General features: G+C 47.4%; 8 protein-coding genes (1 of these 8 cut by a window edge). All 8 read left to right on the forward strand.

Going from position 1 to position 23026, the window contains the following annotated elements:
- Window positions 1–4474 carry the end of an amino acid adenylation domain-containing protein gene (locus NO992_RS11565; RefSeq protein ID WP_371377247.1) on the forward strand. It extends 5354 nt beyond the left edge of the window, so 4474 of the gene's 9828 nt are visible here — the last part of the coding sequence; its start codon lies off the left edge, out of view; the stop codon is at window positions 4472–4474.
- Window positions 4474–16530 (forward strand): amino acid adenylation domain-containing protein, encoded by a 12057-nt coding sequence (locus NO992_RS11570; RefSeq protein WP_371377250.1) that lies wholly within the window; start codon window positions 4474–4476, stop codon window positions 16528–16530. The genes NO992_RS11565 and NO992_RS11570 overlap by 1 nt, the downstream gene beginning before the upstream one ends.
- 32 nt (window positions 16531–16562) lie before the next feature.
- Window positions 16563–17531, forward strand: a complete 969-nt coding sequence (locus tag NO992_RS11575) for a TauD/TfdA family dioxygenase (RefSeq protein ID WP_010607107.1) — start codon at window positions 16563–16565, stop codon at window positions 17529–17531.
- A gap of 81 nt (window positions 17532–17612) precedes the next feature.
- The gene (locus tag NO992_RS11580; RefSeq protein WP_371377253.1) at window positions 17613–18989 is read left to right on the forward strand and encodes a serine hydrolase domain-containing protein; all 1377 of its coding nucleotides are present in this window, start codon (window positions 17613–17615) and stop codon (window positions 18987–18989) included.
- A 266-nt stretch (window positions 18990–19255) separates the two neighbouring features.
- Entirely contained in the window at window positions 19256–19816 is a 561-nt protein-coding gene (locus NO992_RS11585) for a YcjF family protein (protein ID WP_010368778.1), read from the forward strand.
- 80 nt (window positions 19817–19896) lie between these two features.
- Complete coding sequence (locus NO992_RS11590; RefSeq protein WP_017217212.1) at window positions 19897–20073, forward strand: hypothetical protein; 177 nt, start codon at window positions 19897–19899, stop codon at window positions 20071–20073.
- A 155-nt stretch (window positions 20074–20228) separates the two neighbouring features.
- Window positions 20229–21890 (forward strand): cyclic peptide export ABC transporter, encoded by a 1662-nt coding sequence (locus NO992_RS11595; RefSeq protein WP_253105802.1) that lies wholly within the window; start codon window positions 20229–20231, stop codon window positions 21888–21890.
- A complete protein-coding gene (locus tag NO992_RS11600) occupies window positions 21887–22966 on the forward strand; it encodes a prohibitin family protein (protein WP_253105803.1) in 1080 nt (359 codons plus the stop codon). The genes NO992_RS11595 and NO992_RS11600 overlap by 4 nt, the downstream gene beginning before the upstream one ends.
- The last annotated feature ends 60 nt before the right edge of the window (window positions 22967–23026 follow it).

Raw genomic sequence — 23026 nt, forward strand, 5'->3', positions numbered from 1 at the left:
TATTTTAATGCGAGGCGGTGAGCTTGAGCTGCTTCCTACGGACGCCGAATTGTTACCTGCGTTACATGAACAGATTTTTGCCGCTACGGAAGCCAAGTTATTCAAGTTAACACCGGCTCACTTACGCGCGGTATTTGCATTAAGTGACGCACAAACTCATAACAATATCGCCCACCGATTTGTGGTTGGCGGTGAAGGGCTAAGCGCAGCTTTGGTTGATAAGCTGATGGATAAGCTCTCTAACGCCCAGTGGATAAACGAATATGGCCCAACAGAGGCAACAGTCGGCTGTAGTATCTATGCTGTAAGCCGTGAGTCGCGCCACCTGTTAGCGGGCCACGAAGAAGTGCCTATCGGTCATACTATCGATAATATGACCCTTGCGGTAGTCGACGAATTTGGTGAACTGGCTTTACCTAACATGCCCGGAGAGCTTTGGTTGGCGGGAGATGGGGTGTGTGAAGGCTATATTAATCTCGCGAGTGTGACGCAAACACGCTTTGTTGAGCAAGCAGTGCCTGCGTCTGGTACTTCAAGCATGCGTTGGTATCGCAGTGGCGACAAGGCAAAGTGGCAGGCGAATGCGCGCGGTGAGGCTGACTACCTTTGTTATTTAGGGCGGTTAGACGAGCAAGTAAAACTGCGAGGCTACCGTATTTCTCTTGTGGCAATCGCCCATCAAATCGACGCGTTGGCGCAAGTAAAAAGCTGCGCTGTGAGTGTTGATGAAGCACAAGAAAGCCTAGTGGCTCATGTGGTTTTAAATGGTGAGGCTAAGCTCACACTCGTGCAGTTGCGCCAAGCTTTATCGCAGTCGTTGCCCAGTTATATGTTACCTGCCGCGCTGGATATCGTTGCTGATCTTCCACTGACTGCAAACGGAAAAGTAGACAAGCAAGCATTACAGCTTGCCTATCAGGCTCAGGCGAAAAGCCAAGAGGTCGCTGAGGTAATTGATGGATCTAAGCTCACGGACATACAGCGTTATTTACTTGAGTTATATCGTGAGCTACTGCCGAGCCAAGTACAGAGTATTAACGATAGTTTCTTTGACTTAGGCGGGCATTCTCTGCTTGCCATAAAAGTGATAAGCCGAGTGCGCAGTGAGCAGCGGCGAGATATCACCTTACCACAACTCTTTGATGCGCCAAGTATTGTAGCGTTTGCTGAAGTAATAACCGCAAGTTCGATGATTGCACACAGCCATACCATTGAGCCAGTATCAAGAGCCCAAGCGTTACCTCTGTCTTTTGCTCAGCAGCGTTTGTGGTTAATTGACCAGTTACATGAGCAGAGTCTGCAATACCATATGCCAGCGAGCTATTGGTGTGAGGGAGCCTTAGATATTGATGCTTTAACACAAGCGTTAAGCGCGATTGTTGCACGTCATGAAGTACTCCGTACGGTCATCGTTCCTGCAAATGGTGAGCACGGTGCAGTGCAACAGGTTCGTGATCAAGTAGCCTGTCCTGTGGAATTAGTCGATTTGTCTGGGCTGAATAACGCAGAGCAACAGCTGCGTTGGCAAACATTGCAACAACAATCACTCAGCAAACCTTTTGATTTATGCCAAGACACTATGCTGCGCGTTATCTGTGTACAGTTTAGTCACAACCAATTTGGACTCTTGTTTAACATGCACCACATTGCCAGCGATGGTTGGTCGATGGCGCTACTAGTCAAAGAGTTCGTGGCGTTTTATCGGCACTTTAGTGAAGCGCCAGCGTACCCTTTGCCAGAGCAATACGCTAAACCGTTAGCGCTGCAGTATGCAGACTTTGCCTACTGGCAGCAGCAACAGCAAGATAGCTATCAGGCGGATCTTGCCTATTGGCAAACTCAGTTGCAGCAGTGTCCTGTTGTTCATGAATTACCGCTGGACTTTGAGCGACCACAAGTTCAGTCCCTGGATGGTGAGTGTATTCGTCATACCCTTACGACATCGCAAGTTGAGGCGATAAAAGCGCATTGCCAAGCACAAGGGGTGACCTTGTATATGTGGCTGCAAAGTGCTTTTTCGCTGTTGATGCTTCGTCTTAGTCAAACGCAGGATATTGTTATTGGCTCGCCCATTGCCGGACGTGAGGTGAAAGAGTTAGAGGGGTTACTGGGCTGCTTTGTGAATACCTTGGCTATTCGCGCTCACAAAGTGGGGGCGCCGTCATTTAACGACTGGCTAAGTGAGCAAAAGCAGGTGATCTTGGCGGCGTTTGCCCATCAGAGCTTACCCTTTGAGCAACTTGTTGATGCCATTAATCCTCCGCGTAGCCTAGCGCATTCGCCCGTGTTACAAATACTCTTTGCATTACAAAATAACGAACAAAGTGACTTCAAGCTACCTCACCTTAAAATTGAGCAACAGCTTGATCTAAAGCCTGCAATGAAGTTCGACTTAGAAGTGAATGCACAAGAATCGGGCAGTGAGATAGCAGTGCAGTGGAATTATGCCAAAGCCTTGTTTAAACACACTAGCGTACAGGCGATGGTTGATGCTTTTGTGACCTTAATTGATGCTGCGCTCATAAGCCCTGAGCAAAGCGTGAATACCTTACCATTAGTTGAGAGTAAAGCACTCAGCGAGCTAGGGCTCGCCACGCAAGTACAGCCTCAATCTCCGTGGTTTATCAGCGATAAAATACAACATTTTGCTCAGCACCACGCGAACCATAATGCAGTGCGAGATATGGCTGGAAAACGGTTAAGTTTTGGCGAGTTGGAGTCCCAAAGTAATCAACTAGCGCGTTACTTGATTGAGCAAGGCGTTACAGCAAGGTCGCAGGTCGCAATAAGCTTAGCGCCAAGCTGTGAGCAAGTTGTGGCACTGTTGGCAGTCTTAAAGGTCGGGGCCGTGTATGTGCCGCTTGACCCCAATGCACCGAGTCAGCGTCAGCAATATATAGTGCGTGACAGTAAAGCGGCTTGCCTTATCACCACCTCAGCACTACTTCCAAACAGCGCAGATCTCAGCTGCCGTGTGATGCTAATAGACACAGAGCAGGGTTGGCTGAACATGCCTGTAGAAGCGCTTGCGCCGTTAAGTGATATTGATGCGCCGGCTTATATAATTTATACCTCAGGCACCACAGGGCAACCCAAAGGCGTGGTGGTCAGCCATCGTAATTTGCACCTTTATCTTGAGCACGTTAGCCACAGTTATCTCCAAGGCGATATACAAGAGAGTGTTGTCAGCACGCCTTTAGCGTTTGATGCGACTGTAACGAGCTTATGGGGCGCGCTGGTTAATGGTCTTGGTGTAGTACTGCTAAGCGATGGTGAGCAGTTAATCACAGAGCTTAGTGCGTGTTTAGCGCGCGAAGAGTCATTGCTGTTTAAGCTGACTCCAGCCCACTTGCAAGGCGTGCTGGCACGATTACAACCGAGCAATGCTGCGCACCACATTGTGGTGGGGGGAGAAGCTTTATCTAGCAGCGTGGTTGCTCAAGTCGGGGCACTGATGCCACAGGCTCATTTTTATAACGAATATGGCCCAACAGAAGCAACAGTCGGGTGCTGTGTGTATCGCTGTAATGGCCAAGATGCGGTTTCGCTTGCGCAGCAATCGCAGCGCTTTGTGCCAATCGGTAGCGCCATTCAAGGCACTCATTTGGTGGTGCTGGATCAGCATCAACAGCTTGTTCCTATAGGCATGCCCGGTGAGCTATACATCGCAGGCGATAATGTGGCTCAGGCGTATTTTGGGTTGCCTGAGCTCAGCGCCAGTAAATTTGTGTCATTGTCTTTGAACAATGACTCGCAGCGTTATTATCAGACGGGCGACCAAGTGCGTTGGCTGCTAGATGAAGAGGGCTGCTCTAGTGTGCTTCAGTTTATTGGTCGTCGAGACAACCAAGTTAAACTGCGTGGTTATCGCATTGAGCTTGAAGAAATCGCGGCGCAACTTGAGCAACTAGATGCAGTGCAACAAGCACATGTGTTGCTTAATGAAAGTAAAGATAACTTACTGGCTTGTGTGGTGCTAACTACGCCATCCCAAAGAGATACCATCTGTGAGCTTGAACAGGCGCTACACACTCAGATTTTAACCTCGTTAGCAGAGGTCCTACCAAGTTATATGTTGCCTTACAAGCTGTATGCACTGGCTGCTATGCCGCTCACTAATAATGGCAAAGTAGACGCAGGCGCGCTTGCACAACTGGTGCAATCGAAACAGGCGCAAGCGCTTACAGCACCTTTAGCTCCTATGACTGAACTACAAATGCTGCTGGCAGAAATTTTTGCTCAAGTGCTCAACACTCAAGTTCGAGATATTAACAGTAACTTCTTTGAGTTAGGGGGGCACTCTTTATCAGCGAGCCAAGCGGTTGCCTTAATTGAGCAGGCGCTTGAGGTGCCCATCACCTTAAAAGTATTGTTCGAGCGGCCAAGCGTAAGTGCACTTGCAACTTGGTGTGAGATCCACCGTGCAGCCAAAGCGGCGGACGAAAACGGCCAGTCTGAGGAGATGTTTTTGTGATGAATGAACAGCAAAGACAGATAGAGGCGTTGATTGCAGAAGCATTGGCAGCTGGCGTGACCTTGTATGAAAAAAACGGTGGTCTGGCATTTAAGCAAACCGCTGGATTTCCTCCACAGCTAAAACAGCAAGTGGTTGAATATAAATCAGAGATCATTGCCTATTTCCAACAGCAAAGCCGTGATGTGGCGAACTCATCGCCGAAAATAGTCGCGCAGCCAAGCGCGGGGAAAATCTTACCGCTGAGCTTTGCACAGGAAGGACTATGGTTTATTGAGCAACTGCAAGGTAGCAAGCAGTATTATATGCCCGCCGAGTTTTTGTTACGCGGCAAGCTTAATATTCAAGCAATGCACAGCGCCGTACAAAATGTGGTGCAGCGCCACGAAATACTGCGCGCTAGGTTTGTAAAAAATGAACAAGATGGCCAACCCCAGCTGCAAATAACGGATGATATTAGTACGCCGTTGGAGTGGCTTGATGCCAGTGTAGTACCTGAGGAAACAAGGCAAGCCTACATTGCTTCGCGCATCGCAGCACATCAGAACAAGCCTTTTGACTTGGCTCATGATTGTTTACTTCGCGTGCTGGTGGTGAGTGATGGCAATGAGCATCACCTTGCATTTAATATGCATCATATTGTCTCTGATGGCGCGTCCATGGCGCTACTTGCACAAGAGATAGAGGCTGGCTATTGCAAACACATAGGTGCACCTTATACACCGCTTGCAACTATGCAGGTGCAATATGGCGATTTTAGCCAGTGGCAGCGAACACAGTTAACGCCAGATCGCATCGAGGCACCACTGGCGCAATTAAAACAGCAATTTAGCGAATTAGCGCCGTTGCAGTCATTGCCTTGTGATTTTGTCCGTCCAGCGGTGCAATCGTTAACGGGGAAAGTATATCGCCAAGCGCTTGATGCGTCGTTATTTGCGGCGATCTCGACTCAGGCGAAGTCGCTCCAGCTCACACCCTTTATGTGGCTGCTCAATACTTTTATGTTGTTTATCGCAAGGCTTACGCAATCGCAGCAGGTGGTTGTAGGCACGCCAGAGCTTGGCCGTCATCACCCCGAATTAACGCCATTAATCGGCTTGTTTGTTAATACCTTAGTGATGCATGCAAAGCTCGAAAGTGATATGCCATTTAGCCAATGGTTGCAGCAACAAAAAGACCTCAACTTAGCAGCGTTTGAATACCGCGATATTCCTTTTGATAAAGTGGTTGAAGCGATTGGCGCTCCAAGAGATTTAAGTCACCACCCGCTAGTACAAATATTATTTACACTAGAAACCCATGATGAGCGTGCTTTTACGCTTCCGGGATTATCGGTTCAAGAAGTGCAAAAAAAGCAGGCGGACAGCATAGCGGTAAAATGCGACTTAGAACTCAATGCCGTAGTTGATGAGCAGGCACTTTATTTACATTGGAAGTTTGATAGCCATCTTTACACTGAAGAGACCATCAAACATTGGGCAGATTGCTTTCACACACTGCTTCAAGCTTGTGTTACAGCCCCTCATACCGCAATTGGTGAACTTGCTTTACTGAGTCAAAAACAGCAGCAAGCTTTAATAACGGGCGCTCAATGCCAAGGAGCAATTTGGCTTGAGCAAGACACCATCACCAGTTTATTCACGCGCTATGCCGAGCGCTTTGCCAAACGCACTGCCGTGCAAGATAGCACGACTGTGCTGAGTTATCGTGAGCTTAATGATCGAGTCGATGCGCTGGCGGTAATGCTGTTACAGAAAGGGGTCACGCCACGAACTATGTTGGTGGTGAGTGTATCACGCAGCGTTGAGATGATAGTGACCTTGCTGGCAGTGCTTAGAGTCGGTGCTGCCTACGTACCAGTAGATCCCGACTACCCGCAAGAGCGCATTGAGTATATTTTGGGAGACGTGCAAAGCCCATGGCTACTTTGTGACAACGCTACGCAGGCACAGTTTAGTCAGCTTTCATACCAGCTAATTAATGTGTCACAGGCAGAACATCAGGTCAGCTGCGAAGCTCTCAAGCTGCTTGATGCTATTCAGATTGAGCCGCAAGACTTGGCTTATATGATCTATACCTCTGGCACCACAGGACGACCAAAAGGCGTACAAATTGAGCACCGTCATGTGGTGCGGTTACTTCATGTAGAGCCCAACTTATTCGATTTTAATGAGCAAGATGTTTGGACCCTGTTTCATTCCTTTTGCTTTGATTTCTCTGTGTGGGAAATGTATGGCGCGTTACTCTTTGGTGGTCGTCTTATGGTTGTGGATAAAGCGACTACGCAAGACACCCAAGCTTTTGCTCAGTTGTTGGTTGATGCTCGTGTTACGGTCTTAAATCAAACGCCAAGTGCGTTTTACGCGCTACAAGCCACGCTACTCAATGACAGTCAGCTGGCGAGCCAATGTGCAGTGCGGTACGTCATTTTTGGTGGTGAAGCGCTGCAGCCAAGTAAGCTACAACCTTGGGCACAGCACTTACCAAATTGTCAGTTAATCAATATGTATGGCATTACCGAAACCACGGTACATGTTACCTTTAAAGCGCTGGAGCCTGCGGATCTGACGCTTGGCACCAGTAATATAGGTCGTGCGATTCCGACCACCAGCTGCTATGTACTTGATGACAAGCAAAGGCTCTTGCCACAAGGTGCCGTGGGCGAGTTGTACGTAGGGGGCGAGGGGGTTTGTCGGGGATATTGGCAACGTGATGAATTAAACGCAACCCGCTTTATTCAAAACCCCTTTAATGAAGGGTCTGAGCAGCGGCTATATCGCTCGGGGGATCTCGTGCGGCTAATGGCCAGCGGTGAGCTGAGCTATGTTGGTCGAATTGACGACCAAGTAAAGGTTCGAGGTTATCGCATTGAATTAGGCGAAATTGAAAACCAGTTGCGCCAGCATCCCGAAGTGGCTGAGGTCACAGTGCTGTTAAATCGGCAAGACCCAGAAAATGTCTGGATCTGCGCCTTTGTGGTGTTACACAAACAAGTCGAGTTCGACGACATCACGTTGGTCATGCAGCAGTTTTTAAAACAAAATTTACCCGACCATATGTTGCCTGCCAAAGTGCAAGCGGTTTCAGCCATGCCACTGACCAGCAATGGTAAAGTAGATAAAAAAGCACTACTGCAGCAACTTGATATAAGCCTTAACGAAAACACTTATGAAGCACCGATTGGCGAGCTTGAAACCCAACTTGCAAGCTATTTTGCCGAGATACTGCAGCGCGAGTTGGTTGGTCGCTATGACGACTTTTTTAGACTCGGCGGACACTCGCTACTTGCTGCAAAACTGGCAAACCATATTCGCAAGACGCTGCACATTGAGTTACCGCTGCAAGCGATTTTTACGCACCCTACAGTACAAGGTTTAGCGGCTGCACTTGAAAAGCAAGACGCGCAGCTAAGTGCTATTGCTGTGGTGGATAAAACCAATGGCGTAGTGTTGTCTTTTGCTCAGCAGCGTTTATGGACACTAGATCAAATGCAGCAGGGCAGCCAGCAATATCAAATTCAAGCGTTATTGGCGTTTTCAGGGGAGTTTGATCTGAGCGCATTCGAGCAAAGTTGGCAAAAGGTGCTGTCACGGCATCAGGTGTTGCACTCGGCTATCACCAACACGAATGATGGGCCTAAACAGTACCTTGTGGCTTTGCCTGAGCATTTTGTTACGCTCATTGATGTCTCCACACAATCGCCGCTTTGGCAAAACTTGGTTTGGCAGCGCGCGGTACGGGACGACCAAGCACAGGGTTTTGATCTTAGTAAAGATCTAATGATCCGCGCAACTCTAGTTCGATTTTCATCAGGTTATCATCGCCTTATCGTCAATATGCACCATATTGCTAGTGATGCTCGCTCTATTGAAGTATTAATGCGAGAGCTTACGCAGTTTTATGCCCATTACACCCAAGGCTGTGAACTTGCCCATGACTTAATTGCGCCACCTGAGGTGCAATACGCGGATTATGCCCATTGGCATCGATCACTGTGCCAAGGCGCGCAGCAAAGTGCAGATATGGCATTTTGGTCAGCGCACCTTGACGATGCGCCGCCACTGCACCAATTACCGCTCGATACGCCGCGTGGGCAAGCGGTGAATAATAGCGCGCAAGCATTTAATGAGCAGCTAAGCGCAGAGACTTGGCAACGGCTACAACAGCATTGTCAGCGCTTGGCAATAACCCCGTTTATTTGGTTGCATAGCGCGTATGCGGTGGTGCTCGCTAAGTTTAGCCAAGTGGATGATATTGTGGTTGGTGCGCCATTTTCAGGGCGGCATCACCCGCAAGTGGAGCAGTTGATTGGCTTTTTCGTCAATGCCTTGCCTATTCGCGTGAAGGTCGATTGGCAGCAGAGTTTCAGTCAGCTACTCGATATACAAAGAGAGCAGATCGAGCAAGTACATCAACATCAATCACTTCCCTTTGAGCAGCTCATTGACCATCTTGGTGTTAGCCGTGAGTTGAGTCACCAGAGTGTTTTCCAGTTGAGTTTTGCGTTTAATCCCGAGCTACAGCACACACCAGAGTTTGTAGGCCTTAGCACGGAAGTTTTAGCGTCGGAAAACGTGCGTGCCAAGTTTGATCTAGAGCTCAGCGCAACAGTAAATGGGCAAGAGTTAAGGTTGCACTGGCTATATAACAGTGGATTATTTGAAAGAGAAACTGTGGCTAGCATTGCTGAGTGTTTTAATGTTGTGATCGCGCAGTTACTCACGCAACCTGAGTGCCCGCTTGCGGATATAAAACTTTGCAAGGAGCAGCCGCTAAAGAATCATGCAATTTCAGGTAAATCAGCGCCGGAACATTTTGAGCTATCTGTGCTTGAGCAAATTGAGCGAAATATGGCTGTGCCTGCACAAGCTGAGCGGATTGCGGTAATTGACACAAACTCAAATCAAACCTTGAGTTATGGTGAGCTTACTGAAAGAGCCAAGGCATTGGCGGCACTGTTATTAAGTGAAGGGCTGCAACCCGAACAGCCTGTACTTGTTGCGATGACGGGGAGCACAGATCTCATAGTGGCGATGTTGGCTGTGTTAAAAGCGGGTGGATGTTATGTACCTGTGGACCCTCATTACCCTCAAGCGCGAGTCAATTACATCGCTAAAGACAGCGGCGCAGCGCTGGTTTTAACAAAGTGTGAGTTTGCCGCTCGCTTTGGGGTAGCTGAGCTAGATGATAATCACCTTGAAGCTGAATATCGCTCGCCACATGTTATGTGTGTTGATGACGCTAACGTGCAAACGCGCCTTGCGGCAATACCATTACCTCAGCAGTTTCCAAAAATTAAGGCTGAGCAGCTGGCCTATGTGATTTATACCTCAGGCACAACAGGTAACCCCAAAGGCGTGATGATAGCCCACCAAGGGCTGGCGAATTTATGTGGTTGGCACCGACGCGCCTTTGCGGTGGATAATCATAGCGTAGCGAGTCAAACCGCCAACCCCGCCTTTGACGCGGCAACCTGGGAGATTTGGCCTTATCTATGTGCTGGCGCGAGCTTAGTGTGTGTGCCAAAAACCGTGCTGCAGTCACCGGCCGAATTAACTGCCTGCTTCAATACGCACCAAGTCACGCATAGTTTTATTGCAACGCCAATCGCTCAAGCGCTGCTCACTGAGCCTTTGTTTAATCCACAAAGCTTGCGCTATTTGCTGGTTGGCGGCGATAAACTCGGTGCGCTGCAAGCAAAAGAGTACGGATTTACCCTAGTCAATAACTATGGACCTACCGAAGCTTCGGTGGTCGCGACTTCTGGTGTGGTTGAGTTTGACAAACAGGTGCCAGATATCGGCTTGCCCGTCGACAATAGTCAGCTATTTATCTTAGATCCACAACTGCGGGCTGTGCCACCGGGGATGATCGGTGAGTTATACGTAACAGGGGCAGGACTTGCCAGAGGATATTTGCATCAACCACAGCTTAGCGCTGAGCGTTTTATTGAGCTACAAGTCTCTCCATCGCAAGCGGTGCGTGCCTATAAAACCGGAGATTTGGTTCGCCTGCTGAGCAACGGCCGTATCGCCTATATGGGTCGTAACGATGGACAAGTAAAGCTGCGAGGTTATCGTATTGAGCTGGCCGAAATTGAACAGCAAATAGGGCTACTATCAAGCGTACAAGAATGTGCAGTTCAGATAACCACAAGCGCGTCAAGGCAGCCACAGTTACAGGCATTTGTGGTGGCAAACACTGAGCCTCAAGTGCTTCAAGCCCAGCTAAAGGAGAGACTGCCAAGTTATATGGTACCAGAGCATTTTGTTATGCTCGCAAGACTGCCTTTGACACCGCATGGCAAGGTTGACCATCGTGCCTTGGCAACGCTTAGTAAAACTCAACAGACTACCACAGTAACCGAGCAGAGCGCGGTCACATCACAGGCTAACAGCATCGTAGCCCAGTTACTGGCGATTTATCGGCAGGTATTAAATACGCCATCCATGACCGCTAAAGACGACTATTTTGCTTTAGGCGGCGACTCTATTTTGAGTATTCAAATCGCCAGTAAAGCCAAAGCACTCAAGTTACCTGTTAGCGCTACCGACGTGTTTACCTACCCCTGTGTTTCGGCACTTGCAGCAAGACTTGCCCAGCAAGATATTCACCTGTCGATGGGTAAAGAAAGGCAGCCATTGGTAGGTCAACTCGATAAATTACCAATTCAGCATTGGTTTTTTGCCCAACAATTTGCCAACCCCAGTCATTGGGATCAGAGCGTGCTGGTGAGTGTAGATAAATCCGTTACACCAGCGCAGCTCATGCAAGTGATAGGGTACTTGATAGCCCAGCACGATGCGCTACGTTTGGTGGTTGCGGATGAAAATACCCTATTTATACGTGATGGCATTGATATTCAAAAGGTATTTACGGCGCATACGCTTGAGCGTGACGCATGGCAAGCTGAGCTGAGCGAGTTCAGTGAGCAAGTGCAGCAAGGCTTTGCGTTTACTGGCACGCCACTGTTTAAAGCGGTGTTATATGTTACGCCTGACAGTGAGGCCAATAATCGCTTGTTGTTCAGCGCACATCACTTGCTAGTGGATGGCGTCTCTTGGCGTGTGTTACTTGAAGATGTGAGCCAGCTACTACAGCAGCAAATAAACAATGTGCCGTTGGAGCTTCCTGCCGCAAGCGCGAATTTGGCTGAACTTGCCGATTTTTATCGTGAACTTGCGACCAATGAGCGTGATTTGCGCAAATGGCAGAAGGTAGCTGCACTGGCTGAAACTTCGCACTTATTGAGTCTTAAAGATACAAGCGCAACCCCAACCATAGCCAAAGTTCGCCACACATTGTCAGCAATGCACACCCGTGCGCTACTGGGAGCCGCCAACACCAGTTATGGTACGACGGCGCAAGCATTGCTGCTCAGTACACTTGCTTGGTGTGCGCAAAAGCGTGGTGCAGGCAGTGAAGTGATCATGCTAGAAGGACATGGCCGCGAGTTACTAACCGAGGCACTGGATAGCAGCCGAACCATCGGCTGGTTAACGGCGCTTTATCCAATGCAGTTATTTAGTAATGGCAGCCGCTTGCATGATGTGATTTGTAGTATCAAGGCAGAGCTTGAAAGGAGCGCTAAAGTTGCCAGTAGTTATGGTGCTGCACGGTATTTACACCCAGAGCCAAACGTTCGCTCATCGCTTGAGATTGATACCCGAGGCTTACTGTTTTTCAACTATTTAGGCCAGCTAGATACAGTCATTGAGCAACAAGGTTTGCTGGGAGATGCTCGTGAGTCGACAGGCACTTTGGTTGCAGAGTCAAATCTCAGTTACTTTGGATCGCAGCTAACAGCGGCTGTTGTCGATGGTCAATTGGCGTTAACGCTGGAGTTTGACAGCCAGCGCTTAGCATCTGAAGCAGCAGAGCGTTTAAGTAAAGAGATACTCGAAAGTCTAATTCAGGTCATCGAGCATTGCCAATCCCAGCCTCAACGTCATTACACAGTCAGTGACTTTGCACTTCTCAGCGGCATTTCTGAACGGCAGTTACAGCGCATACTTGGGCAATTTGACGAGGAAGTTGAGGATATTTACCCTCTAACTGGTTTGCAGCAAGGCATGTGGTTCCACAGTCAAACGGCACGTGAGACGCACACTCAAAGCACGCTACCTTACGTCGAGCAAACCAGCTTATTGCTACAAGGTTGTGTGGATATAGAGGCGCTGAGTTACGCTTGGCAGCAATTAATTAAACAGCACAGCATATTACGCTCGGCCTTTATAGATGTTGCTGGCGAGCCGCTACAAGTGGTCTGTAAACATGCCGATGTGCCACTCAAACTGCTGCACAGCAGCGTCATTGCAGAAGAACAATCGCAAATAGTGGAATCACAGGCCGCGGTGGAGCTTGCCGAGCCGCTTAAGCTCTCGCAAGCGCCTTGTATGCGGTTAAGCTTAATCGCTTTTGATGATGGCAATGTTGGGGTGGTGTGGACCTATCATCATCTTATTATGGATGGCTGGTCGCTGCCGGTGTTATTTGCTGAATTATTGGCATTTTATCAAGCCCGTTGCCGAGGTGAATTACGCCCCGTTGTGGTAGATAATTTCCGCGATCATATCGAATATTTGCATACGCATGTCGACCGCGACGAAGCGTTTTGGCGGGAGTATTTGGGTGGAGTCACCGCGCCCACATTGCTTAGCGAAAAGGTACTACATACTGAAAATAAAGTGACTGGTGTTAAAGAACTTAGTGTGACGTTACCGCAATCGCTGCAAGATGCAGTGACTCGCTTTACAGGCGAGCAAGGACTTACCGTCAATCAGTTTATCCAAGGGCTATGGGCGTATTGGGTGGCAAGTTGCTGCAACGAACCGTATGCCTTATTTGGTCAAACCATTGCGGGTAGACCTACAGCGCTTAGTAGAATGGCGCAGCGCGTTGGCTTGTATATTAATACGCAAGCGGTCCATGTCACGATAGATCAAAATGCGCGTGTGAAAGATTACCTGCAAGCGGTGAAGTCGCAGCTTACGGCTTTGGCGCAGCACCCGCATACACCACTGACACAAGTTCACCAGTGGTCGGGTATTGAGAATGACAGTCCATTATTTGATTGCTTGTATGTTTTTGAAAATTATCCGCAAGATCCGTTACAAAATAGCGCTGCGCTGCCATTTATCGCAACAACCTTAAGTGAAGTTGACGAAACGCACTATCCATTGACCTTTGTGGTAGGCATAGGGGCGGGTTTATCGCTCACGCTGAGCTATCAGCAGCAATGCTTTGATGAAGTGTTTATCGAGCAAAGCCTTGCGGCGATGCAGCAGCTGATGTTAGCTGCGACACAACAGCCTGAGCAAACACTCGGAAAATTGTCTTGGCAGCCTCAACACGCGCCGTACAGCAAGGCACTGCCTCTGCCTACTTTTGCACTGACGCAAGCGGCGCAATATCAAACGCCAAATTTACCTATTCAGCAATTATTTGCTCAAGTTGCTGCCGAGTTTCCTGAGCATATTGCTATTCGTGAATATGGTGCCGCCTCTGGGGAGGCAAGCTGTTATCGCTATTCACAGCTGGATAAAGACGCCAATCAGCTCGCCCATTACCTTGCTTCACGACAAGAGCCGAGTACAGCCCCCGTTATTATTGGCCTGTGTTTAGAGGCGAATTACCAGCTTATTGTGGCTATGCTTGCGGTACTCAAATTGGGCGCGGCTTATCTACCAATTGCACCATCACTACCCGAGTCTCGACGTCGTTTGCTGCTGCAAAATGCCAATGCAGCCATGCTGGTTACTAAAACAGAATATTGGCAGGGTAGCTCGGAGCAAGTGGTGCCTCAAGTCGATTTAGATAGTATTCAGGGCGCTTTGGCCGAGCAGCCTAGTCGTTGCTTTACTGCGCCATGCCAGATTGACGACCTCTGTTATGTAATTTACACCTCGGGCACCACGGGCATGCCAAAAGGGGTGATGGTGGAGCATGCTAGTGTCGTTAATTATGTGCAGGCATTAGCCGCGCAATATGCGATTACGGCAAGCGACAATTACCTGCAATTCGCCAGCATGAGCTTTGATGTGTTTGCGGAAGAAGTTTTTTGCACTTTACTTCATGGCGCAACGCTGGTGATGGCACCGACAGACGACATGTTGGACCCCAACAAGTTGGCGCAATTAAGCCAAGATGCCGAGTTAACATTGATGAGTTTGCCAACAGCGTATTGGCATCAACTTGCAGCGACTTCAGTCACCTTGCCAACCTCGCTGAGGATCATCACCATAGGTGGCGAGCAAATGCAGGTAGCCGCGCTCACCGATTGGCAGCAGCGCTATGGTGACCGTATTCGAATTATTAACGCCTATGGCCCGACAGAAGCAACCATTTCTGCAACCCTTAATGATGTCACACACTTCAGCGGTGCGCGTGTGCCGATCGGTCAGCCCGTCGCGGGTTTGTCTTTATATTTACTTGATGAGCAGCTTCGAGCGGTAGCCACCGGTGTGGAAGGCGATTTATACATTGCGGGTATTGGCCTTGCCAGAGGCTATCTCAATGACAAAGAAAAGACGCAGCAGACCTTTATTATTGAGCCTAACAGCGGCCAGCGACTTTATAAAACTGGCGATCGCGCTTGCTGCTTAGCTTCAAATGAATTGCTGTATCTAGGCCGTGGTGATGACCAAGTTAAAGTGCGCGGTTACCGCATCGAATTGGGTGAGATTGAACGACAACTTCAGCTCATAGACGAAGTTGCTGCTTGTGCTGTGGTGGTGCGCGAAGATAGCAGCAACAACGCGCAATTGGTGGCATTTGTACAGCCAACGCAGCATACGGAAGTGAATGATGCTGCTGTGCGAGCGCAGTTACTCGCAGTACTACCCGCTTACATGGTCCCTGAGTTGTTCCAATCAGTTAGCCAACTTCCGCTTACAACGAACGGCAAGATAGATCGCAAGCAGCTCATTGCACTGGCCGGTTCATACACTCCGCCTCAATCCTTGCGGCAAGAGGATAAGCTGGAAAGGCTCACACCACTACAAACTCAATTAGCGCAGCAGTTTGCCCGTCGTTTGCTGGTGGATGGAGTGTGCCTTGACGATAACTTCTTTAATCTAGGTGGTCATTCGCTATTAGCGATGCGTCTTGTGGGTGATATTAATCAGCACCTACAACTCAATTTGCCACTGTCGGCACTTTTTGAGCATCCGACTGTGCGTGGGCTCAGTCAGTATATTCAAGCATTGAGAGATGGTCTTGGCGAACGCCAAGGCGAACCTCAATCGCTTGAAACCTTAGTGTGTTTGCAAGAGGGCGAGCTTGGCTTTACACCTGTGGTGTTGATTGCGGGAGCGGGAGGTTGGCTAATGGCATTTCATGCGTTAGTGAATGGGCTTGATAGCCGTATACCCGTTTATGGCTTGCAGCCAGAGGCGCTTACCGAGGAACCCGAGACGCTAACCTCTATTGGCCGCACCGCAGAGTATTACTTGAGTGTATTAGCAGGTGCTGAACTTGGTGAACAAGTGCATTTGGTCGGACATTCTTTTGGCAGCTTTATTGCCTATCAACTTGCCACTTTACTTGAGCAACAAGGTCGAATTGGCTGTTTGGTAACTGTGATTGATACGCCTGTACCGAGCAGCCCAACGCTTAACTTAGGGGAAGCGCAAATCGCACAAATGATGCTGGATAATCTGGTGGCGTTTTTCCGCCTTAGTGTCTCTGATGCAGAAATCAGTGCCTATAAGCAAGGTGATGCTTCAGCACGCATTGCCTATCTCAATCGCTGGATACATCAAGCTGGATTTAATTTTAGTGATGCGCATCTACGCCACTTTCAACAAGTTTTTAGTGCCCAACTGCGAGCAAATATTGAGATGCCGTCTATGCTTAGCGACACCCCAATCTGCGTTGTAAAAACGCAGCAAACGCAAGAATTTGAAGGCCGTCCTGTGAATAAAGACATGGGGTGGAAACCATTTAGTCACTCTCTCTCTTGTTATGAAGTCAAAGGAGATCATTTGTCCTGCCTACAAGCCGAGCAAGTGGGGCAGTTGGTTAACATAATTGAGCGCAACTATGTGTTGCACTAGCAAAAGTACTTACTTTTAAGGATGGGAAAACAATGGATCACGCACTTTCTTTGGAATTGGATCCGACAACAATTGCAGCAGACTCTCGGATACATGACTTATCTGAGGTTAAACAAAGCGGCATGGCATGGGTGAAAAACCACGTTCAAGAGGTGAATAACTGGGTTGAGCGAGATGGTTTTGCATTGCTTCGTGGCTTAAATATTGTGAGCACGAATCAGTTTAGCGCCATACTTGAGACCTTGTTTGGTGAGCGTTTAAGCCAGTATGTTTATCGCTCTTCGCCACGAACGGCACTGAACAACAATATTTACACCACCACGGAATATCATGCCGATCAAGTGATCCTGCAGCATAACGAAAATGCTTACTCCAATGTTTGGCCGATGCGAATGGGCTTTTTTTGTGTGATCCCAGCAACCACGGGTGGGTGCACACCACTTGCCGACAGCCGTGAAGTATATCGTCGTATTCCCAGTGAATTAAGAGACAAGTTTGAGCGTTTAGGTGTGCAGTACGTGCGTAACTACGGTGATATCGACCTACCTTGGCAAGAGGTTTTTCAGACTGAGAGTAAAGCCGAAGTTGAGCAATATTGCCGACAAAATGAAATCGAATTTACTTGGCTTGATGATAAAAGGCTACAAACCAAGCAATGGCGTCCGGCGGTCATGCGCCATCCAAAAAGTGGTGAAAAGGTATGGTTTAATCAAGCTCACTTGTTCCACTGCTCGAGCCTAGATAATCAACTCAGTGCACAAATGCGTGACAGTATCGGCAGCGAATTTTTACCTCGTAACGCCTTTTTTGGTGATGGTAGCGAAATAAGTGACCAAGACATCAAGCTCATCAATCAGGTTTATCAAGACCTCACTTTTGCTTACCCGTGGCAAAGAAACGATATTTTGCTGCTGGATAATATGCTGTTTACTCATGGCAGAGAGGCCTATACAGGCACTCGTAAAGTACTAGTTGGCATGGCAAATATCGCGTCAGCATAACTAGTTGGTACTCATTCCGATGAAAATCGGGCAACAACATTTGTTAGTGGTTACGTGGTTGGCAATGTAAGGAATGAAAAAATGAAATGGCTAATACAACTACGGCTAAGAATGATGATGCTATTTTGCATCACCTTAGCACTGGCTTCTTGTTTGCAGAAAAAGAGCATCGCAGATAATCACACCATTATGCCTAATCAATTAGAAATGATAGCGGCGGTGGTGAATGAATATTGCGATGCCAACCTATTCTTTGGCACGGTTTATATCACCTCGGTTGATAAGGTGGTGTACCAGTCCAACTGCGGACCACAGAACATGCAATATGATGTTGATAACAGCGTTAAGTCTAAGTATCGCATCGGCTCCAATACCAAAGCGTTTTCGGCCGCTATTTTAATGAAGATGTTAGATGGCAAGGACTTACGGCAGGAAACCATTGGCGATCACTTGCCTTGGTACCCAGATAACCAATGTGCGGATGTTTCGCTACATCATTTGCTTACCATGTCGTCAGGGATCAATAACTACAGCGACAACGAAGCCGTATACGATAATTACGGTTGGCGGCCTTATTTATATAACTCGAGTCTAGACCTTAACGGTCCGGAAGATTTTAGTAATCGCTTTTGCACCTGTGGTGCCGAAGCGGGGCAAAGTGGCACACCGTCATTTACGCCCGGCAGTAAGTATGAATACAGCAACTGTAACTACTATCTTATTGGTAATATCATCGAGCAATTAGCGGCCGGAAAACAAGGCAATATCGGTCGTGAGTATTGGTTTGCCAATATCGTTCAAGAGCAAATTCTAAATCCGCTTAGCATGACGGACAGCGGCTCTTACAGTGCGATTGGTGTCTATGCAAATATGACCACAGGTTATATTTATAATCAAAACCAATACTTATCGCTTGCCAATGGCCGTCCACCAGCTACAGGTGGACCTGCACCTTACGAAGACATTTTAGTGAATCCATATAGCAACCCATTAGTACTGTATTCAGCTGGAGATTTGTATTCCACAGTGGAAGACATGCATAAATGGGATCAAGGCTTGTATGGCACTCAAATCTTAAACGATACCCAGAAACTAGCGGCCTTTGCTCCATACTCTAACACTGGTAGCAGCGACGAGTGTGAATACTATGGCTATGGTTGGTTTGTGACTTATGTTGACCCAAACCAGTACGGCAAAGTGGCAAATTGCCCCGAAAACCCAGCCGATGCAAATCTCAGAATGTATGAAAAATTTTTACAGTACTCTGGTAGTTACCCCTATTCATGGGTGACCAGTTTTACTCGTTTACTGGAACGAGATCAAAGCATCATGGTGTTTAGCAACTATGTGAAAGAGGGAATTGAGTCAGATTGTATCGCCAAGGAGATCCGCAACATTATCTTCTATAGTGATAAACACCGTACCGAGCAATGCCAGCAAGATTTGAATCAGGCATAACGCGGTAGGGAAAAACACTGAGCTTTCGCGCTCGGTTAAACAAATTAATAGAACGCCTGCAGTAGGTGGCAACGTTTCGCTCAGTTGTATTTGTGACACTGTGCAAATCCTTGGTTGTTCTTAGGTTTACTTCTTCATCATGGATGAAGGCGGTAAAGCTCAGAGTTGAATAAGTGCAGCTTGTTTGATTTTGGGTACTAGGGCAAGTGCCAATATGGTGCTTGATGAGTTCGACAACTGTTTAAATAAATCATAGAGGATGAATTATGGCAGTGACAAAAACAGCGAAGGATGACAAGGCGAGCGACGCTCCAGAACAACAGGAATCACAACTTGTTGCTGATGAAGACAGAGCAGCCGTTGCTCAGCTGATTGTCGACAAATACACAAAATGGTCGTTTGGCTCTGGGTTTATTCCCGTTCCTGCGGTTGATTTGGTGGCGTTGACAGGGATCCAAATGAAGATGATAGGCGAAGTAGCGAAAGTCTATGGTCAATCATATGGTGACAACAAGTTGCGTGGCACAGTAAGCGCATTGATCGGCGGCTCTTTTCCACAAACCTTAGGGGGCGCGGGACTAAGCAGCTTTTTGAAGGCGGTTCCTGTCCTTGGCACGTTAAGCGCAATCGCATTTATGCCAGTTGTGTCTGCGGCATCAACACACGCAGTAGGCGCAACTTTTGTTCGACACTTTGAAAATGGCGGCACGCTGATAGACCTGAATCTAGCAAGTATGAAAGGGGATATCGCAGACATCGCAGCTAAGTATCGTGCAAATAAAGGGAATGCGGACGCAACAGCTACAGCGGATAAAGCCACAGTATAACCGATACTGGCTGACATAAACCGGCAGGCAACTGCTGGTTTATTCTCCGCACCGAATTTATCAACAACTTGGAGAAAATTATGCTTATCGCTTTATATTTAGTGTTATGCATTTTAACTGGTTATTGGGGACGAAACACCTTTGCGGGGCCCGTGGGCTTCTTTTTAATTTCGCTGATGTTTACGCCTATTGTTGGCTTGATCATTTTACTAGTTGGGCAAAAGCGCAAGCCCACAGAGGTGAATGACGAGGAATGAGATTTTACATTGCCGGTAAAACTGGGCGATTTATAAATATAACTTAATGTTTTAATGCAATATTTATTTAAATCCAACAGGCAGTTTTGATTTTTAGGGACTATGCTAAGTAGCATGCGCGGGCGGTAGCCCAATAACAATAAAAGATAATAACAATGGTATTGTACGAATTAATTCGCCGACATATTCAGATAAAGAAAAGGACCTTTATTGCACTGGGGTGCATTTCTGGTTTGGCCAATGCGTTGGTGCTTGCGCTTATCAACAACGTAGCTGCCAATATCTCTGATATTAATAAAGAAAACCATATTCTTTATTACTTAGTGCTATTTACACTGACGATTGCAATATATGGGTTCACTCAGCAAAGATTGATGACTAAAGCCGCGCAAATGGTGGAGCGTGCCATAGACAAATTGAGAGTCGATCTGTTTGAAAGCATTCGTCATACCGAGTTGTCAACACTAGAGAAAATTGGCAAAGAGCGGATCTTTAATACCATCAGCAAAGAGTTGCAGACTATATCTCAGTCGGCGCAGCTGTTTGTGATCATTGGTCAATCCATTAGTTTGGTGTTTTTCACATCGCTCTATATTGCTTGGCACTCTTTTGTGGCGTTTATGGTTATCTCTACACTGATTTTGGTCGGAGCCAGTATTCACCGTTTACGCGCCAATGAAATCCAGCGCAACATGCGCATTTCTTTTGAAAGCGAAAATCAGCTTATTCAACGCTTATCTGACTTGCTCGATGGCTTTAAAGAAGTAAAGCTCAGTGAGCCAAGAGCTGAAGATTTAGAACATGAATACCGCCGCGATTCGAATCGTGCAAGGCGTGCAAAAACCAAAACCCAAACCTTGTTTGCGACCGACTTTATCCTGTCGCAAATCACCTTTTTCGCAGCGACTGGCGCTATGGTGTTTATCGTCCCTATGCTTTCGGATGTATATACCGATGTGGTCATTAAAGTCACCACCGCATCGCTATTTTTAATCGGCCCTATTACCAGTATTGTTGGTGGGATCCCCGTTTTCACCACCGCAACAGAGGCGGCGCAAAACGTCTTAGCATTGGAGCGCGATTTAAAAAATGTCCAAGATGAGCAAGAGATTAAACGACCTGAACCGAGTGAAAGCCTAACCTCATTTAATGCCATCACCTTAGCGGGAGCGTTTTATCAACATCAGAAAAAATCGAGCGATCGTCCGTTTGCTGTGGGGCCAGTGGATATCACCTTTGAGCAAGGGAAAACCACTTTTATTACCGGTGGTAATGGTAGCGGTAAAACAACGTTTATACGGATGTTGACTGGCCTTTATGAATTACAGAGCGGACAAATCCTTTTGAATGGCAAAGCGGTTACGGAAGATAATCGCCTTGCTTATCGAAGCCTATTCACAGCCGTTTTTGCGGATTTTCATTTGTTCCAGCAGCTCTATGGTATTCGTGATTTGAGTACTGAAGAAATCGACGAATGGTTGGACTTTTTAGAGATGCGTGCCAAAGTGGGTATTCAAAATGGGGCGTTTAGCACCATAGATTTATCATCAGGCCAGCGCAAGCGTTTAGCGCTTTTGAGTACCATTTTAGAAAATCGTCCCATTTACATCTTTGATGAGTGGGCGGCAGATCAAGATCCTATCTTTAGACGAAAATTCTACGAACAAGTGTTACCTCGTTTAAAAGCGCGTGGTAACACCATTATTGCCATCACCCATGACGACGCCTACTTCCATTTGGCCGATGTGCACTTAAAAATGGAGGAAGGTCAGTTGTTAGCACACCACGACAGTGAAAGTAATGGAGTACCATCATGAACATTAATATTTCAGGGGATTTTGCCTTACTCGTCGCTGGCGGCTTAATACTGGCACTGATCCTATCTAATTTGCTCATGCGGGTGTTAAAGCGTTACAAGCCCAAGTGGCATAAGCGTATTTTGTCTTGGCGTTTTCGCGCTGGTGTGACGTTACTTATTCTACTGTTTATTGCCGTTGCATTGGTCAAGATCATTTTTATCAAGGTCGACTCAGGTCAAGTTGGAGTGCTGTGGAAGCGCCTTGGCGGCGGTACGTTCGTAGAACATCCATTTTATGAGGGCACGGTGCTAGTTTATCCTTGGGATACATTGACGATTTATTCGAGTCGATTCCAAACCGCGACCACAGAGATCCATGCCATCACTTCTGAGGGTCTCAGGATCAAAATGGAAATAACAGTGCGGTACCGTCCTGTTGTGGAACATATTCCCTACCTACATAAATTAGTTGGAGAGGATTATTTAGATGAAATTGTGATCCCTGAAGTTGCATCAGCGGTTCGCATGATTGTTTCTGATTATACCGCTGAAGAGGTCTATGCTAATCAGCGATTAAAGATCCAAGATCAACTGTTAAGCACTGTGTTGAGAGAAGTTCAGCTACAAGAAAAGTCGATACTCAAACAAGAAAAAAGCGAAATGCAAGGGCACAATTTGGTGAATCTAGACGATATGCTTATTCGTCAGGTTGATATTCCTGAAGGCGTGCATAGTGCGATTGTTGCGAAGGTAAATCAAATGCACTTATACCAAGAATATAAAATGCGTTTAGATGTTGCTGAAAAAGAGGCTGAGCGAAAGAAAGTGGAGGCTCAGGGGATAGCCGACTTCCAAGAAACAGTGAGTGGCGGGATATCTGAAACATACCTAAGGTGGCGTGGCATAGAAGCAACCATAGAATTGGCGAAATCTAATAACGCAAAAGTGGTGGTAATAGGCAGTGGTAAAGATGGCCTACCATTGATCTTAAATACGGAGGGCAGCACATCCGCTTTGCCTGCCTCGGTTAACCCAAATGCTACGGATCCACAAAGCCAAGAGCCACAAACGCCTAATGCGACTAAATCAAAGTAAGGAATAGTTACATTTTCAGTGTCACGGACTACACTGTGGCGATAAAGGAAAAGAGAAGGA

This window comes from Pseudoalteromonas sp. DY56-GL79 (assembly GCF_041414765.1).
Taxonomy (GTDB): domain Bacteria; phylum Pseudomonadota; class Gammaproteobacteria; order Enterobacterales; family Alteromonadaceae; genus Pseudoalteromonas; species Pseudoalteromonas piscicida.

Bases quoted from the DNA above. Each gene is read 5' to 3' on its own strand.
- NO992_RS11575 (WP_010607107.1), top strand. From the start codon at position 16,563: ATGGATCACGCACTTTCTTTGGAATTGGATCCGACAACAATTGCAGCA.
- NO992_RS11585 (WP_010368778.1), top strand. From the start codon at position 19,256: ATGGCAGTGACAAAAACAGCGAAGGATGACAAGGCGAGCGACGCTCCA.
- NO992_RS11570 (WP_371377250.1), top strand. From the start codon at position 4,474: ATGAATGAACAGCAAAGACAGATAGAGGCGTTGATTGCAGAAGCATTG.
- NO992_RS11600 (WP_253105803.1), top strand. From the start codon at position 21,887: ATGAACATTAATATTTCAGGGGATTTTGCCTTACTCGTCGCTGGCGGC.
- NO992_RS11595 (WP_253105802.1), top strand. From the start codon at position 20,229: ATGGTATTGTACGAATTAATTCGCCGACATATTCAGATAAAGAAAAGG.
- NO992_RS11590 (WP_017217212.1), top strand. From the start codon at position 19,897: ATGCTTATCGCTTTATATTTAGTGTTATGCATTTTAACTGGTTATTGG.
- NO992_RS11580 (WP_371377253.1), top strand. From the start codon at position 17,613: ATGAAATGGCTAATACAACTACGGCTAAGAATGATGATGCTATTTTGC.